Annotated in this window: 13 protein-coding genes, 2 pseudogenes and 1 other annotated feature; of the genes and pseudogenes, 4 read left to right on the forward strand and 11 right to left on the reverse strand. The window is 65.5% G+C overall.

Translation table 11 applies throughout. The features are described 5' to 3' along the window. The first annotated feature begins 3 nt into the window (after positions 1 to 3). Both BMY25_RS05535 and BMY25_RS05540 read left to right on the forward strand, forming a co-directional pair. A complete protein-coding gene (locus BMY25_RS05535) occupies positions 4 to 1,500 on the forward strand; it encodes a M81 family metallopeptidase (protein WP_177176722.1) in 1,497 nt (498 codons plus the stop codon). Between the two features lie 47 nt (positions 1,501 to 1,547). After that, positions 1,548 to 2,573: an SIS domain-containing protein gene (locus BMY25_RS05540; protein WP_092495641.1), complete on the forward strand. Its 1,026-nt coding sequence runs from the start codon at positions 1,548 to 1,550 to the stop codon at positions 2,571 to 2,573. A 255-nt stretch (positions 2,574 to 2,828) separates the two neighbouring features. On the opposite strand, the gene BMY25_RS05545 is transcribed toward BMY25_RS05540, so the two are convergent. From BMY25_RS05545 to BMY25_RS05575, 7 genes are read right to left on the reverse strand one after another with little or no spacing between them, the layout of a single operon-like run. Then, entirely contained in the window at positions 2,829 to 4,193 is a 1,365-nt protein-coding gene (locus tag BMY25_RS05545) for a M24 family metallopeptidase (protein WP_092495642.1), read from the reverse strand. A 60-nt stretch (positions 4,194 to 4,253) separates the two neighbouring features. Further along, positions 4,254 to 5,336 carry an ABC transporter ATP-binding protein gene (locus BMY25_RS05550; RefSeq protein WP_092495643.1) on the reverse strand — a complete coding sequence of 361 codons (1,083 nt, stop codon included), beginning with the start codon at positions 5,334 to 5,336 and terminating at the stop codon, positions 4,254 to 4,256. A gap of 2 nt (positions 5,337 to 5,338) precedes the next feature. Then, positions 5,339 to 6,352, reverse strand: coding sequence for a dimethylarginine dimethylaminohydrolase family protein (locus BMY25_RS05555; RefSeq protein ID WP_092495644.1), 1,014 nt, complete (start codon positions 6,350 to 6,352; stop codon positions 5,339 to 5,341). A 27-nt stretch (positions 6,353 to 6,379) separates the two neighbouring features. After that, positions 6,380 to 7,180 (reverse strand): ABC transporter permease, encoded by an 801-nt coding sequence (locus BMY25_RS05560; protein WP_092495645.1) that lies wholly within the window; start codon positions 7,178 to 7,180, stop codon positions 6,380 to 6,382. After that, the gene (locus BMY25_RS05565) at positions 7,177 to 8,016 is read right to left on the reverse strand and encodes an ABC transporter permease (RefSeq protein ID WP_092495646.1); all 840 of its coding nucleotides are present in this window, start codon (positions 8,014 to 8,016) and stop codon (positions 7,177 to 7,179) included. The genes BMY25_RS05560 and BMY25_RS05565 overlap by 4 nt, the downstream gene beginning before the upstream one ends. Positions 8,017 to 8,059: 43 nt before the next feature. After that, positions 8,060 to 9,163, reverse strand: a complete 1,104-nt coding sequence (locus BMY25_RS05570) for an ABC transporter substrate-binding protein (protein WP_092495647.1) — start codon at positions 9,161 to 9,163, stop codon at positions 8,060 to 8,062. 47 nt (positions 9,164 to 9,210) lie between these two features. After that, positions 9,211 to 10,275, reverse strand: coding sequence for a LacI family DNA-binding transcriptional regulator (locus BMY25_RS05575; RefSeq protein WP_177176723.1), 1,065 nt, complete (start codon positions 10,273 to 10,275; stop codon positions 9,211 to 9,213). Positions 10,276 to 10,373: 98 nt separating this feature from the next. On the opposite strand from BMY25_RS05575, the gene BMY25_RS21060 reads away from it, so the two are divergent. Further along, positions 10,374 to 10,889, forward strand: coding sequence for a hypothetical protein (locus tag BMY25_RS21060; RefSeq protein ID WP_238858174.1), 516 nt, complete (start codon positions 10,374 to 10,376; stop codon positions 10,887 to 10,889). 38 nt (positions 10,890 to 10,927) lie between these two features. Here BMY25_RS21060 and BMY25_RS21425 read toward each other — a convergent pair. From BMY25_RS21425 to BMY25_RS05595, 3 genes and pseudogenes are all read right to left on the reverse strand, one after another. Then, positions 10,928 to 11,239, reverse strand: a pseudogene (locus BMY25_RS21425) (GntR family transcriptional regulator); the annotation flags it as partial. Then, positions 11,166 to 12,044 (reverse strand): NAD(P)-dependent oxidoreductase, encoded by an 879-nt coding sequence (locus tag BMY25_RS05590; RefSeq protein WP_177176724.1) that lies wholly within the window; start codon positions 12,042 to 12,044, stop codon positions 11,166 to 11,168. The pseudogene BMY25_RS21425 and the gene BMY25_RS05590, both read right to left, overlap by 74 nt. Before the next feature lie 59 nt (positions 12,045 to 12,103). Beyond that, positions 12,104 to 12,856 carry a class II aldolase/adducin family protein gene (locus tag BMY25_RS05595; protein WP_092495652.1) on the reverse strand — a complete coding sequence of 251 codons (753 nt, stop codon included), beginning with the start codon at positions 12,854 to 12,856 and terminating at the stop codon, positions 12,104 to 12,106. 335 nt (positions 12,857 to 13,191) lie between these two features. Here BMY25_RS05595 and BMY25_RS05600 point away from each other — a divergent pair. Next, positions 13,192 to 13,611, forward strand: a pseudogene (locus tag BMY25_RS05600) (IS3 family transposase); the annotation flags it as partial. After that, positions 13,319 to 13,436: a sequence feature (AL1L pseudoknot), on the forward strand. It overlaps the preceding pseudogene by 118 nt. Before the next feature lie 438 nt (positions 13,612 to 14,049). On the opposite strand, the gene BMY25_RS05605 reads toward BMY25_RS05600, so the two are convergent. Next, positions 14,050 to 14,793: an SDR family NAD(P)-dependent oxidoreductase gene (locus BMY25_RS05605; protein ID WP_092495653.1), complete on the reverse strand. Its 744-nt coding sequence runs from the start codon at positions 14,791 to 14,793 to the stop codon at positions 14,050 to 14,052. Positions 14,794 to 14,803 lie beyond the last annotated feature (10 nt).

The raw sequence follows: 14,803 nt of genomic DNA on the forward strand, positions 1-14,803 counted from the left end.
AACATGTCTCTCCGAATTGCCATTGTCGGCCTGTCCGTCGAAGCCCTGATCCGCTCCCCGCTGAAGTCCGATACCTCGAACATGCAGACCTATCGCGGGCAAGAACTGCCTGACGGCAATCTCTGGCTCGTGCGCGGCATTCTGGAGCGACTGGGAGAGGATGCCGAGGTGGAAGCCGTGCCGCTGATCTGGTCGACGGCGCTGCCCGGGGGATCGCTGACCAAGGCCAATTACGACGCGATCAAGGACGAGACGGTGCAACTCCTGAAGGAGCATGGACCGTTCGATGGCGTGGCCGTCGCCAATCACGGCGCGCTGGAGGTGGACGAGATCAAGATCCACGCCGACGGCGATTTCGTCATGGCGGTGCGTGGGGCGGTGGGTCCTGATGTCCCGCTCGCCGTGGCGCTTGATCTGCACGGCCACTTCTCGCCGGAGCTGCTGAACGCCGCGACCGTATTCAGCGCGCTGCGGACCGCGCCGCACCGGGATGACCGGCAGACGGGCTACCGCGCCGCCGACCAGTTGATGCGCGTCCTCAAGCAAGGGCTGCGCCCGACGACCGCCGCCGTTCACATCCCTGTCCTCGTCGCCGGGGAACTGGCGGTGACCACCGCCGAGCCGGGCAGGAGCCTTTATGCGGGCCTTGCCGGGATTGATCGCGAGGACGGCGTCGTGGAGGCGAACATCCTTGTCGGCTTCGCTTTCAACGATCGTCCCTGGACAGGCATGACGGCTATCGTCACCAGCGATGGCGATGCCTCGGTGGCGCGCGATAAGGCCCAGGCGCTGGCTCGGACAATCTGGTCTCGCCGGCGGGAATTCCGATTGGACATGGAAGCGGCCGACATCGAAACGGGCCTGCGTGCCGCCGCGGCAAGCGAGATCCGGCCCGTCTATGTCAGCGACAGCGGCGACAACACCACGGCGGGCGCGCCCGGTGATCTAACCGAGGTGCTGCAGGCGGCGATCGAACTGGACGAGGTAACCGACGCCGTGGTGGCCGGCATCACCGCGCCCGAGACGGTCCGCAAGTGCCTGGCGGCCGGCATCGGTGCGAGGCTGGAGATCGAACTCGGCGCGGAACACATTTCCGGCTCGCAGAAGCGGATGACGGTGAGCGGCATCGTCGAGGCTGGCGCGGTGGAGCTGACGCTCGGAGGGTTCCAGCCTTATCGCAGCGCAGAGGGAGGTTGGGTCCGCGTCCGCTTCGGCAACGTGGTGGCAACCTTTCACGATCTGCCGATCGGCATCACCACTCCCGCGCATTTCCTCGCCATGGGCATCGATCCCACCAAACACGCGCTCTATGTCGTGAAGCTGGGCTATCTGCATCCGCAGATTGAGGATATCGCGAAGCGGCATATCATGCTGCTGAGCGATGGGACGGTGCCGCTCGATATCACCCGTCTGCCCTGGTCGCATGCCGCGCGTCCGGCCTATCCGCTCGATCCCGACGGGGAATGGACGCCGGAATTCAGCACCTTCGTTCAGGCCTGAGCCTGCCCCGAATAGCCCGGCGGCTGATCGCCGTCCCGGAGATCACGATGACAGATAACGCTGGAACGCAGCACCCTGGCCTGGAGCTCCTGCATGCGGAGATGACGCGCCAATGCGCCGACGCACTTGCGACCCTCGACAGCGCGCAGGATGCGGCGGCGGAGATCGTGGCGAGCCTGCGCCGCACCGGGCGGCTTGTCCTCTATGCGATGGGTGGATCGCAGCATGTGAACCGCATTGTCGAGCCGCTTTACCGCGAGGCGGGGATCGAGGCCCGCTCCATGATCGCATCTGAGGCGCTGATGGCACCACTACCCGGTAAGGACGCGCGCACGGCTGTGATCGTCTCACAATCCGGCGAATCCGGCGAGATCATCGGGCTTCTCGAACGACCGGCCGGAGCTGAGGAGCGCTTCGGGCTGACCTTGGAGGGCGGCAGCACGCTGGCCAGGGGCGTGCGGCGGGCGATCGTCGCCGCCGGTGGCACCGAGCGAGCCTTTGCCGCGACCCGCAGCATCGTGCTGACGCTTGCCATGCACGCCGCTGTCCTGGAAGCACTCGGCATTCCGCAAGCGGAGCTTCGGAAGCTCCTGGCGGCGAACGAACCCGCCGACGTCACTGCCATGGATGCGGCGCTGGCGGACTGCGATGTGTTCGTCTTTGCCGGGCGTCACGTCATGCAGGGCGCAGCGGAAAGCGCGGCCCTTTCTCTGATGGAACTGGCCCGCGTTCCGGCGATCGGCTTCGAAGGCGGCCAGTTCCGCCACGGCCCCTTCGAGTTCTTGCGTCCTGGCCTGGGCATCGTGCTGCTCCGGAGCGCCGGACCGGACAAGGATGAGGTGCGGCAGCTTGCCGAGGGGCCCGTCGATGCCGGCTGCAAGGTGGTCGTCCTCGATGCGAGCGGCGAGGAATCCTTTCCCGGCGCCTTGCATGTGCGGCTTGCGGCGGGAAGCGGCCTCGCGGCGGCGGCAAGCGCGTTGCTGACGCTGCAGCGCTTCAACATCCTGGTCGCGCAACGGCGGATCGAGGCCGGCATCGGTACTCCTCTCCGCACATCCAAAGTGACCGTGTAGCTGTAAGGCTTAGCCTCAGCGGGCATCGCCACAGGCTGCCGAAAGGATCCGGCAGCCTGCTTCTCCAGACTTGGGGGGCTGGTACATCGGCCGTCGTTTCGAGCCGCAGTGACCGGAATCAGCCTGATCAGTTCGCGCGTCACGCGGAGTTCGATGCGGTTCGAGGCCGCCGGCGCGCGATGTCGTTCCGAGTCCGGACCCCCCCCGTTCATGAAGGCCGCATCTGCGTGCCGATGCGAACCTTCGGCGGGTCGGTCAGTCCAGTCCAAGCAACAGGTCCGGCCGCAGCCAGAACGGGGCGAGGCAGAGCGGTGTCGAGGACATCGGCAGGATGTTCTCGCGCACGGAGACGCCGAGCTTGTCGGCCATGAAGGTGCGACGCGCCTCGATGCGGGCGAAGGTTTCGGGGTAGCTCTGCCGGAGTTCCGACCGCAGCGTGCCGTCGGCAAAGGTCACCGGGTCCTCGCAGTTCAGAAACTGTCCCTGCGGAACCGGCGTCGGGATGATATCGACCTGGAACGGCATGCCGGAGGCGATCGTCTCCCGCGAGTTCGGACGAACCGGCGTATGCACCCATTCGTCGTGGCCGACAAGGTGACCGGGATTGAGCGATGAGCGCAGCCCACCCGCCGCCAGAACCTCCACGACGCGGGCATGAATTTCACCGCCCGTGACGCCGATATCGGCCGTTTCGTACCAGGCGACGAGCCCCTTGAAGTAAGACTTCGCGATCTGCAGGAACGCATCGTCTCCTTCGGAGATAAGCCCGGCGCGGGCCGAAAGCGCTCCCCAATAGCAGACGCAGGCCGTCACGCCGTCCCCCTTGCCGAGAGGGCGGGTGGTGGGACTGCGCAGGCCGATCAACGTCGCGGAGGCGTCGGATGACGACAGCATCGTATGCGCGCCCAGCGGCAGACCCTGGTAGCCCATGCGGGAGACGGCCTCGAACTCCGTCTCGCCTACTCGGGTGCCGCTGACGATGCGCCAGACAGCCAGCGAAGCGCGGGTCGCCGACCACTCCTGCGCCGCGATCTGGTGCACGTCGACAATGGCGCGAAGGCCGGTTTCCGGATGCATCAGGACCGGCGTGCGGTCCACCACGGCTGCTGAATCGCCGGCGAGGCGCCGCAGCGTATCGACCATATGCGAGGAGGCGAAGAAGCCCGGTTCGCCGTCGTCCATCTCCTCCGGTTCCAGGTATTTCCAGCCGACGAGGCCGATCGACTGTCCCTTCGCCAGGCCTGCCTCGGCCAGGACGGCGCTGAGCTTCGGATACCGGGTGCGATCCTGCCCCATCAGGCTCATGGTCTGGGCGATCATCGTCGTGACGCCCGGCAATCCGGCGATGGGCGTATATTCCGCGCACTCGTTGCCGACGACGAGGATCTTCTCGCCGGCCGGACCAAGCAGGAACAACGCTTCCTCGAAGCGCGGATCGAACCCGGTGAGGAAGGCGATGTTGGCGAGATGCTCGCGGTCGGCATAGACCACGAGCCAGGTACAGCCCGCGCGCTCATAGGCTCGCTTGCAGCGGGCCTCGTAGATTGATGCGGGAATATGGGGCTGCTCCGCCGTGACGCCGAAGTCGGGAATGGAAATGGAGCGGAGGGAGACTGTCATCGGTCGAACTTTCGTGATGATGACGATGCCGCAAGGCGGCCTCGTCCGATGGAATGAGGGTCAGGCTTTCTCGAGCGGCAGGAGCCCGATGGCGCTCAGCCGGACATAGGCCGTGCTGCGCATCCCGGCTCTGGGACCGGAAGGATCGACGGGGGCAAGGGCTACGAGTTCCTGATCGTCGGTGGACCTGAGCAGGATGCGGGTAAACGGGCCGGTGAAGACGGTTTCGCGGATGTCGGCATCGAAGGCGATGAAGTTCTCGCCCGGCGGTGGCGGGCGGAAGAGAATGTCTTCCGGGCGGATCCAGATCGTCACCGGGGCCGCATTGGTGCCGATATCCTCTCCATCCGCCTGAAGCTGGAAGTCAGTCCCGAGGGCAGACAGCATGGTGCCTTGCTGCCCCCTCGCGGAGACCGTCGCCTCGATCAGGTTGTTGACGCCGAGGAAACCCGCGACGAAGTGGGTATTCGGACGCCGGTAAAGGTCCTGCGGGGTGCCGATCTGCACGATGGAACCGCGCTCGAAGACCGCGATGCGGTCCGACATGGCGATCGCCTCGTCCTGATCGTGCGTAACGTAGAGAAACGTCACGCCGGTTTCCCGGTGCAGTCGCTTCAGCTCGCGCTGCATGGTTTCGCGAAGCGTCCGGTCGAGGGCGGAGAGCGGTTCGTCGAGGAGCAGGATCTTCGGCCCGAAGGAGAGAGCCCGGGCCAGCGCGACCCGCTGCTGCTGACCGCCGGAAAGCTGTCGGGGCTTGCGGTCCGCAAGGGCGGACAGCCCGGCAAGCTCGAGCATCTCCGCCACGCGCGCGGCGATTCTGGCCTTGTCCCAGCGCCGGACCTTCAGCGGGAAGGCGACGTTTTCTGCGACCGTCAGGTGCGGAAAGAGGGCATAGCCCTGGAACACGAAGCCGAAGTCGCGCGCCTCGGGTTCGAGCTTCGTGATCTCCTTGCCGTCCAGGGAGATCGAACCCTCGTCGACATCCGCGAAACCCGCGACGGCCATGAGAAAGGTCGTCTTGCCCGACCCGGAGGGGCCGAGCAGGGTGACGAACTCGCCGGGCTCGACGCTGAGGCTGATCCCGTTCAGGGCGGGCACCATGCCGTAATGCTTGCGCAGCTTGCGGGCGACGAGGATCGACATGGTCAGATCGGATCGCGCGCGAGCGGTCCGGTGGAGCAGTGGATGCCGCCGCCGCCGAGTTCCACCGCGGCATAGTCGATCGGGATCACCGTGATGCCGGCCGCATCCATGCGCTCGGCGAGCCGCGGCGACACGGTCTCGTGCATGATGACCCGTCCCGGCGCGACGGCGAGGCAGTTCAGCGAGAACGCGTTGTCTTCCGGCGGCAGGTCGATCAGCTTCATGCCGCGCTTCTTCAGATATTCGATGAAGAAGTACGGCAGTTCGTTGGTGTTCACGATGGCGGTGTCGACGTCGACCATCATGAAGCTGCCGTCGATATGAATGCGGTAGCCCGGCATCGGCAGCTTGATGAGCGTTACGCCGACTGACGCGAGGATCGATTCCACCTGCGACACGCCGACCTCGTTGCAGGCGATGCTGAGGGCGCAGACCGCGGTCTTCTCGTCGATCAGCGCGAACCCGCCGCCCTCGAAAACGCCGGCGCCATGAACCGTGCCGAGGATCGGGCAACCGGCGGCGGCGAGCGCGCGCGTAACCGGCAGTTCCTCACCGCGGCGCACCTTGCGGGCGAGGCGGGTTACGATGGCGCCGCCCTTCACCGAGATGACGCTGTCCCGGCAAAAGACCTGCTTCATGCGGCCGGGCGCAGCCTCGCCGACATAGTGGATCTTGACGCCTTCCGCCGTCAGCACGCTGGTCAGCGCGTCGTGGGCGCGCTGCATCGCCGCCAGGTCGGGCATCGTCTTGCCCATCCAGTACCAGCCCTTTTCCGGGTCTCCGAAGCCGCCGACATCGGGCATCGGCTTGTTTTCCACCACGTCCAGCTCGTTGCCGGGCCGGTGCATCAGCACGGCGCGGAGGCGGCCGATATCGGTCGTGCAGCCCCAGGGTTGGCCCCAGACCTCGCTCTGCTCGTCAGGTTCGTGGAAGGCCGGCTCGGGATGGGAACCGAAGATGCGGAAGAACTCGTTCTCCCGGAATTCGTGCTCGCTCATGGCTGGCGTGTGCGACATGGCAGGTTCCTTCTGGTGCGGAAAAGATCAGGGTGAAGGGTCGGGCTTGCGGTGAGGCAGACACGCCTGCACCACAAGGATGGCGATGGTGACGACGAGCATCAGCGTGGCGACGGCCGCCAGCGCGGGATCGACGGAATCGGCGATGCTGGTCCAGATCCGACGCGGCAGGGTCACCATCGCGCGGCTGGTGATGAACAGCGTGACCGTGATCTCGTCCCAGGAGGTCACGAAGGCGAACAGCGCGCTGGCGATGATGCCGGGCAGGATGTTGGGCGCGATGACGCGCAGGAACACCGTCGCGGGACGGGCGCCGAGGCTGCGGGCTGCCTGCACGAGGCGCGGATCGAGGTTGGAGAGGGTCGATCCCATCGCCAGAATGACGAAGGGCAGGCACAGCACGACGTGCACGACCGCGACGCCGAGGAAGGTGTCCAGCAGATGGAAACGCGCCCACAGCTTGAAGATGCCGACGGCATAGACGATGGGCGGTACGATCAACGGCGACAGGATCATCACGCGGGTGAGCGAGGGCCACCAGCCGGAAATCGACCATGCGCCCACGGCATAGGCGGCCCCGAGCGTGGTGGCGGCCGCGCTGGCGAGGACGCCGACGGCGATGCTGGTGAGGATGCTGGGCAGCCAGCCGGCGCTCCAGTCGCCGATGGCGACGAAGTGCTTCAGCGACAGTCCGTGCTGCGGCAGCGACAGGAAATCCTGGTCGGTGAAAGCCACCGGGATAACCACGAGGATCGGCAGGAAGAGAAAGGCCAGCAGCAGCCAGGTAAGGCCGCGCGAGAGATAATGGCCGGCTGATCCGCGCTTCACGGGTCCGGCCTCCCCTCGAAGGCCGCCCGGAGCGCGGGCCGCCGCATCAGTGCGAGAACGGACAGGGCGACGAGCAGCAGCAGCAAGACCGAGAGCGCCGTCGCCACGCCCCAGCGAAGCGTCTTCATCTGCACGGAGATGAATTCGGCGATCATCACCGTGCGGCCCGCCCCAAGCAGTGCCGGAGTGATCAGGAAGCCCAGCGAATAGATGAAGACGAAGACGGAGGCGACGGCGAGGCCCGGCACGCTCAGGGGCAGCCAGATGCGCCAGAAAATCGTCGCGGGCCGGGCCCCCAGCGACCGGGCAGCCTGCATGATGCGCCGGTCGATGCCGGAAAGGTTGGCGAAGATCAGCAACACCGCGAAAGGCAGCATGTAGTGGACCATGCCGATGACCACGCCGATCCGGTTGTAGACGAGGTTCAGCGGCTCGGAGATCAGCCCGAGGCTCGACAGCGCGGAATTCAGGACGCCTTCCCGGCGCAGGATCGTGATCCACGAAAAGGCGCGGACCAGCACGGACACCCAGAAGGGAACCAGCACGAGAAACATGGCGAGCCGGCGCGGGCCGACGCGCATATGCACCAGCCCGAAGGCAATGGCATAGGCGCCCGCGATCGTGAAGATCGTCGTCAGCAGCGAAACGTTCAGCGTCGTCGCCGCGACCTTGGCGACGGCGTTGCTGGTCATCAGACCTTCGTAATTGCCGAGGCCCGGACGCGGGTCGGTCACGCTCAGCGTCAGCACCTGCGTGATCGGGGCGACATAGAGCGCCAGCGTCGTCAGGACGGCGGGGAGGGTGAGGGCGAAGGCCCAGCGGTTGAAAGTTGTCATGGCTCTTCGCGGCCGCCGGCGAACCGGGCGACCGCGCGCTCCTTCAGGAGATGAAGTCGAGGTAGCGGTTCTGCAGGTCGGCCTCGTTCTCCGCGTAATAGGCCGGGTCCACCTTGAACTGCGTGGTCGCATTCTCCGGGGTGGAGGGGCTTATCTTGCGGTCTTCCGCCGTCAGCATCTCCAGCGCCTTGGGATTTGTCGGTCCGTTGCCCATCAGCCGGAGCAGCGTGATCTGGCCTTCAGGATCGAGGCTGGAATTGATGAAGTCGAACACCTTGGCGCCCGCCGGATTGTTCTTCGGCACCGACCACGCGCTGACGAAAAGCAGGTTCTGCGCCCAGGTCCAGGTCAGCCGCTCCTGCGTTTCCTTGCGCAGCAGGCTGGCGCGGGTGTGCCAGATATTGCCCATCACCACTTCGCCGTCGCGGAAGAGTTGCTGACTCTGCGCGCCCGCGTCCCAGAAAATCAGGTTCGGCAAAAGCGGCTTCAGTTTCTTGAAGGCACGATCCACGTCCAGCGGATAGATCTTTTCGGGCGGCACGCCGTCCGCGAGAAGGACGGCCTCCAGCTGGCCCTGCACCCACTTGCACATGGTGCGCTTGCCCGGGAACTTCTCCGTGTCGAAGAAATCGGCCCAACCCGCCGGTGCGACGCCCTTGGTCTTGGCGGAATCGTAAGTCAGCACGTTGGAGAACACGTAGTTGCCGATGCCGAATTCTGCCGACATGCCCGGCCCGACCTTGGTCCTGTCGACGATCTTGTAGTCGATCGGCTGGACATAGCCGCCCTTGCTGAGCGTCACGGCGTCCGTCATGCCGCCATCGGTGGCGTCCCAGGTCACCGCGTTGGCTTCCACCATGGCGCGGATGGCGGAGGTCGAAGGCCCGGCGCCGTCCACGGTGACCTTGGTGCCGCTCTTCCTGGTGAAGGGCTCGCCGAAGGCCTTCTGGAAAGCGTCGACCGCCGCTCCGCCCCAATTGCAGAGAACGATTTCGGAGGCCTCCGCGAAACCGACGCTCGGCTTCAGCGCTACGGCGAGGCCGAGCCCGCCGAGCGCCAGGAGCAGCGAACGCCGGTCGATCTCGCCGCTGCGGAATTTCTCCAGCGCGATCGAGGCGGCATCCTGCGAAAACTTCGACTGCGACATGTCGGTACCTCTGCGAATGGTTGGAAGGCCGGTGTGACGTCCCCTCGTCACCCCGTCTGGCTGGGGTCGCCTTGTCGGCGTTTGCTGTTGTCCTGGGATGATGAGCGCGGTGGGGCGCTGACGGAGCCGCGTTCGATCAGCTTCACGGGGATGGAGTGTCTTTCGCCGGAACCGCTCCGGCCGTGGATGAGGTCCACCAGCAGGCGGGCGCTCACGCGGCCGAATTCGTCGGCTGACTGGTGAACGGTGGTGAGCGGCGGATTCAGGAGATGTGCGTAGGGAATGTCGTCGAAGCTGACGACGGAGAGATCGTCGGGAATGGTGACGCCCATCTCGCGCGCGGCCGAGATCACCCCGACGGCCAGAAGATCGGCGATGGCGAAGATCGCCGTGGGCGGCTCCGGCATGGACATGAGCTCACGGAAGGCTTCCGCTCCGGCCTGCTCGGAATAGAAGCCGAAGCGCGTCAGCGCGGCTTCGGTCGGCAGACCCGCTTCCTTCATCGCCATCTCAAAGCCGGCGAGGCGGCCTTCGGTGCTGACGAGACCGCGTGGCCCGCCGATAAAGGCGATGCGATGGTGGCCGGTCGCGATGAGGTGGCGGGTCGCCAGCGCACCGCCCGTCTCGTTGTCGGCGAAGACGCGGGGCACATCGGCGCCACTCACGTCCTCGTCGGCCAGCACGACAAAGCGCGCCTTGCGGACGGCCTCGCCGAGTTGCCCGTCATCGACATGGTTGGTCATCAGGATCGCACCATCGACCTGATGGTCGGTGATCCGGGATAGCAGGGAGAGTTCGCGTGAGATCTCGTTGCGGCTGTTGAAGATCAGCAGGCTGTAACCGAGCGCCGCCGCCTCGGCTTCCGCCGCGGAGGCAACGGCAGCGAAGAAGGGATAGGCGATATCGGAGGTGATGAAGGCGAGCGTCTCGCTGGATCCACGGCTGAGCCGCCGGGCGATCACGTTGGGCTGGTAACCCAGGCGCTGGACCGCGTCGTCGATCCGGCGAGCCGTCTCGTCGGGAAGCGCGATCTGCCGGTTGAGATGACGCGACACGGCTGCCACCGAAAGACCGGCAGCTTTGGCGACGTCCCTGATTGTTGGCGATCTCACGTGCAATTCCCTCTCGGCGAACAAAGTAAATCGGTTTACTAAACCGGTTAAGCTGCTCTTTTCATCAAGGCGGGCTTGTCATCGTGCATCGCCGATACATGGTCTCGACCGCCGACCCGGAGCCGGCGGTATTCCGCCTCCGGGATTATCCAAGCGACGCACAAATTTTGTGCGCGATGCTGCCGCCGTCAGGCGACGAAAGGGTGATCGCGCCCGTATCGCAGAAGATCGGTTTCGATATTGCGGATATGGCGGTCCGCAATCTTGGCGGTTTCTGCCGGCCTTCCCGAGAGCAGGCCGGTCAGGATCGCCCGGTGCTCGTGAAGAATGGCGCGCAGATGATCCGGCTGGCGGCCGATCAGGAACTCCACGCGTTCGAGATCGGCACAGACAAAGGCGATAGCCGTCCACGCAAGCTCGCAACCGGCCACTCTCATCGACATCGCATGGAAGCGCATATCCGCGCGGTGATAGACCGCGAAATCACCGATCCCGATGGCTTTCGCCTGCGCTTCCAGGAGAGCATGAAGGTCTGCGCGTCATCCTCCGCGATCGGCGGGGACAAGGCAGCGATGGCCATGCGTTCCAGCCCTGCTCGGAGAAAGATCGCCTGACGGACGCGATCCATGTCGATGAGGGAGACGAACGTTCCCCGCTGCGGCGACACCTCGACCAGTCCCTCCGCCTGCAGCCGCAGGAAAACCTCCCGCACGGGGGTGCGGCTCATGTCGAACTGCTTGGCCGTTTCGATCTCCGACAGCCGGGTGCCGGGTCTCAGCCGTGGTGATGATCGCCTCCCGAAGAAGGTCATAGGCCCGCATCGCCGATCGGGCGCGGGCGCGGGCCGGGAGGGGGGAGGGCTTGCGCGTTTCCGGCATGGAAGCTCCGGGTCAGCGTATCCGTCCGGGAAGCGGCGTCCCGTCACGCAGGGCGTGGGCCGCCGCGACGATCGAACGTGCCGCATCTTCCGCTGTCGGCAGTCCGGCCGTATGGGGCGTCACGTGGATACGCGGGTCTCTCCAGAACCAGTGCTCCGGCGGCAAAGGCTCCCTGGCAAACACGTCGAGCCAGGCGAAAGCAGGCCGGCCTGCGTCCAGAGCCGAGCGCAGATCCGCCTCGACCAGATGGAGTCCCCGCCCGAGATGGACGAGATGCGAGCCATTGGCGAGCCGGCCGAAAATCGGAGCTGACAGGACGCCGCCGAGTTCGTCCGCTCCCGGCAGCAGGTTGACGAGAACGTCCGCGTCGGCGGCCGCATCGAATAGCGTCGTCTCGCCTGCCAGCACCTCGCAGCCGGGAACGACGCGCATCCGCCTCGACCAACCTCTAACGGAGAAGCCCAGAGCGGCCACTTGCCCGGCGACGACGCTGCCTGTCGCGCCAAGCCCAAGCACGGTGACCCGCAGGTCGCGACGCGCCATGCGCGGGATCATGGCCTCCGGCCAATGGCGACCGCCGCCTTTCCCGGCAGACAGGCCGATCGGGCCGAGCAGCCGCTCGAAGACGGCTGCCAGGACATAGTCGCAGATCTGCTGCGTCTGTCCGGGATCGATAAGCCTCATCACAGGCAAATCCCGCGGCAGCCGCGGGTCGTCCGTGAGCTGATCGTGACCGGCGCCGAAACAGAAGACCGCCGCCGTACGGTCCGGAAGTGCCGTCCATCCGTCCGGCAGCTTCCAGGCGACGAGCATCTGCGGCCCAAGCGTCGCGCCGCCTTCGTCGGTCCAGCGATCCCCCGACCAGACCGACCAGGTCAGGGATGGATCCAACCGACGAATTTCGTCGAGCACCGCCGGTCGCGCGGCAAGGGGCTCGGCGATGCAGAGCCTCACGGCTGGCCGGCGATACTGCCGGGAGTGCTGGAACGAAACGCGGGAGGAGGAGCCAGGCGACGCAGCGCCTGCCATTCCAGATCGGCCGCGCCGTCCGGATCGCCGGCATATTGCGCGGCAGTGCGGCGACAGACCGCTTCGGACGGCAGGCGGATCGGCCTGCCGGTCGCCTGTGCCGCCAGCTGCATGCGGCAGGCCTGCTCGAGATTGTACATCAGCGAGAACGCTTCCCCAATGCTGCGACCGACCGTCAGAAGCCCGTGATTGCGCAGGATCATCGCCGAGTTCTGGCCGAGATCCGCGATCAGGCGGTCCTGCTCCTCCCGGTCGAGCGCGATCCCCTCGAAGTCGTGGTATCCGACATTTCCGTAGAAGAGCAGAGCGGTCTGGTTCAGCGGCAGCAGCCCCTCTTCCAGGCAGCTGACCGCCACCCCGGCTGCCGTGTGGGTGTGCAGGACGCAAGCGGCGTCCGGCCGTGCGGAATGAACCGCCGTATGGATGACGATCCCGGCCGAATTGATAGGCCCCTGCTCGCCCGCCCTCATCTCTCCGTGATGATTGATCGCGACCAGAGATTCCGGGGTCACCTCCCGGAAGAGGTCGCCATACCTGTTGATCAGCAGCCACTCGCTGCCGCCGGGGAGGCGGGCGGACGCGTGCGTGTGGATCAGGTCGTCCATGCCGAAGTGCGCTATCAGTCGATAAACCGCGGCAAGATCCTCGCGGGTATTCGCTTCATCAGGCGTCATTCAGTTGCTTCCCCTTGCAGACGTGCGGCGCGGTCCATGCAACTTGTATTCCAATTCCAATAAGCCGACCGCTGGGCTGAAGCGTAGTGCTCACTCTCTACACGTCGGATTTATCCGGCACGCATGTGAATGAACCGCACCGGGATTGCCGGGGGTTAAACTCCTGAGAGGAAGGGTCTACGATGAGCAACACGACGAAGAAGTTTGCACCCGAGGTTCGCGAGCGGGCAATCCGGATGGTTTTGGACCAGGAAGGCGATTAACCTTCCCGCCGGGCGGCCATCACATCGGTGGCTGAGAACGTCGGGTGTTCGGGGCACACGCTGCTGGAATGGGTGACGAAGTCCGAGGTGGATAGCGGCAAGCGCGGCGAGTGCCGACGGAAACAGCCGAGAAGCTCGAGGCGCTTGAGCGTGAAGTTCGCGAGCTGCGGCAGGCGAACGAGATTCTTCGCAAGGCGTCGGCGTATTTTGCCCAGGCGGAGCTCGACCGCCCGCTCAAACGACGATCGCGTTTATCGACGAGCCATCGGGGTGCCCATGGGGTCGAGCCGATCTGCCGGGTTCTGCCGATCGCCCGATCCACCAATCATGAGCATGTTGCCAAGCGACGGGACCCGGCTTTGCAATCCGCTCGTGTTCAGCGGGATGAAAAGCTGAAGCCCGAAGTTTTGCGGGTCTTTGCCGAGAACTTCGGTGTACGGCGTGCGCAAGGTATGGCGGCAGATGAAGCGCGAGGGCTTCGATATTGCGCGCAGCGGCTGATGCGAGGACCTTGGCGGTCGTTCGAGGCCGTCGAGTACGCCAAGCTGGAATGGGTCGACCGGTTCAACAATCGGCGGTCTTGGAGCCCATCGGCAACATTCCGCCGGTCGAAGCTGAGCAGCGTTACGACGCCATGCTGGACGACGTACCACTGGCAGCCTGACTTGACTGAAATGGCCTCCGGCAGTCCCGGTGCGGTTCATTCCTCCCAGAGCAAACTGATCGGCGTCGAGCGAGATCTGCCGGGATGAAGCTTAGCTGCGCTTCGGACCCGGGACTGCGAATCTCAAGGCCAAAAGCCCGCTTTTCTGCCTCATGCCATGTAGTCATCGCACGTTTCTCAGGCCGAAACGGCTGCGGACCCAGTTCCGCTTCAACGTGCCCGGGTGCAAAGTCGGGAGCCGGATCGAAGCGTATCGGTGCTGACCCTCAGGCCAGCATGCCGCCGTCCACCAGGATGTCCGAGCCGGTGATGTAGCAGGCGTTTTCCGATGCGAGAAAGGCCACGGCGGAGGCTATGTCGGTTGGCTTGCCGAGTGCGCCGAGGGGAATCGTTTCCAGGAACTGGTTCAGGAGCGAAGGATCGTTCTCGTAGAACATGGGCGTGTCGATGACGCCCGGACAGACCGTGTTCACGCGGATTTTCAGCGGTGCGAGTTCGCGGGCGGCGGATCTCGTCAGGCCGCGAACGGCCCATTTCGTCCCGGCATAACCGAACGTGCCCTTGTAGCCAACCATGCCGCCGATGGACGACAGGTTGATGATCGAGCCGCCAAGCGTCATCAGGGGCACCGCGCTCTTCATGCCCCAGAAGATCGCAAACTGGTTGATTTCGAAGAGGCGGCGGAAACCCGCTGCCGTCTCGTCCTGCAGCGAGGCGGGGCCGTAGATGCCGGCATTGTTGACGAGAATGTCGAGGCGGCCGCAATCGCGCGCGACGCGCTCCATCGCCGCGCCCCAATCCGCCTCGCTCGTCACGTCCAGAGGAAGGAAGACGGGCCGCTCGCCGACACTCGCGGTGGCGCCTTCGGCGGGTGCGCGAATGTCGCCGATGAAGACGTGAGCGCCATCGGCCGCGAGACGGGCGGCGACGGCGGCGCCGATACCCTGAGCGCCGCCCGTGACAAGGGCGACGCGCCCGGCGAGGGGCTGCATTTCGGTCGGTTCGATCATGGAAGATGCT

This window comes from Faunimonas pinastri (assembly GCF_900110915.1).
Taxonomy (GTDB): domain Bacteria; phylum Pseudomonadota; class Alphaproteobacteria; order Rhizobiales; family Afifellaceae; genus Faunimonas; species Faunimonas pinastri.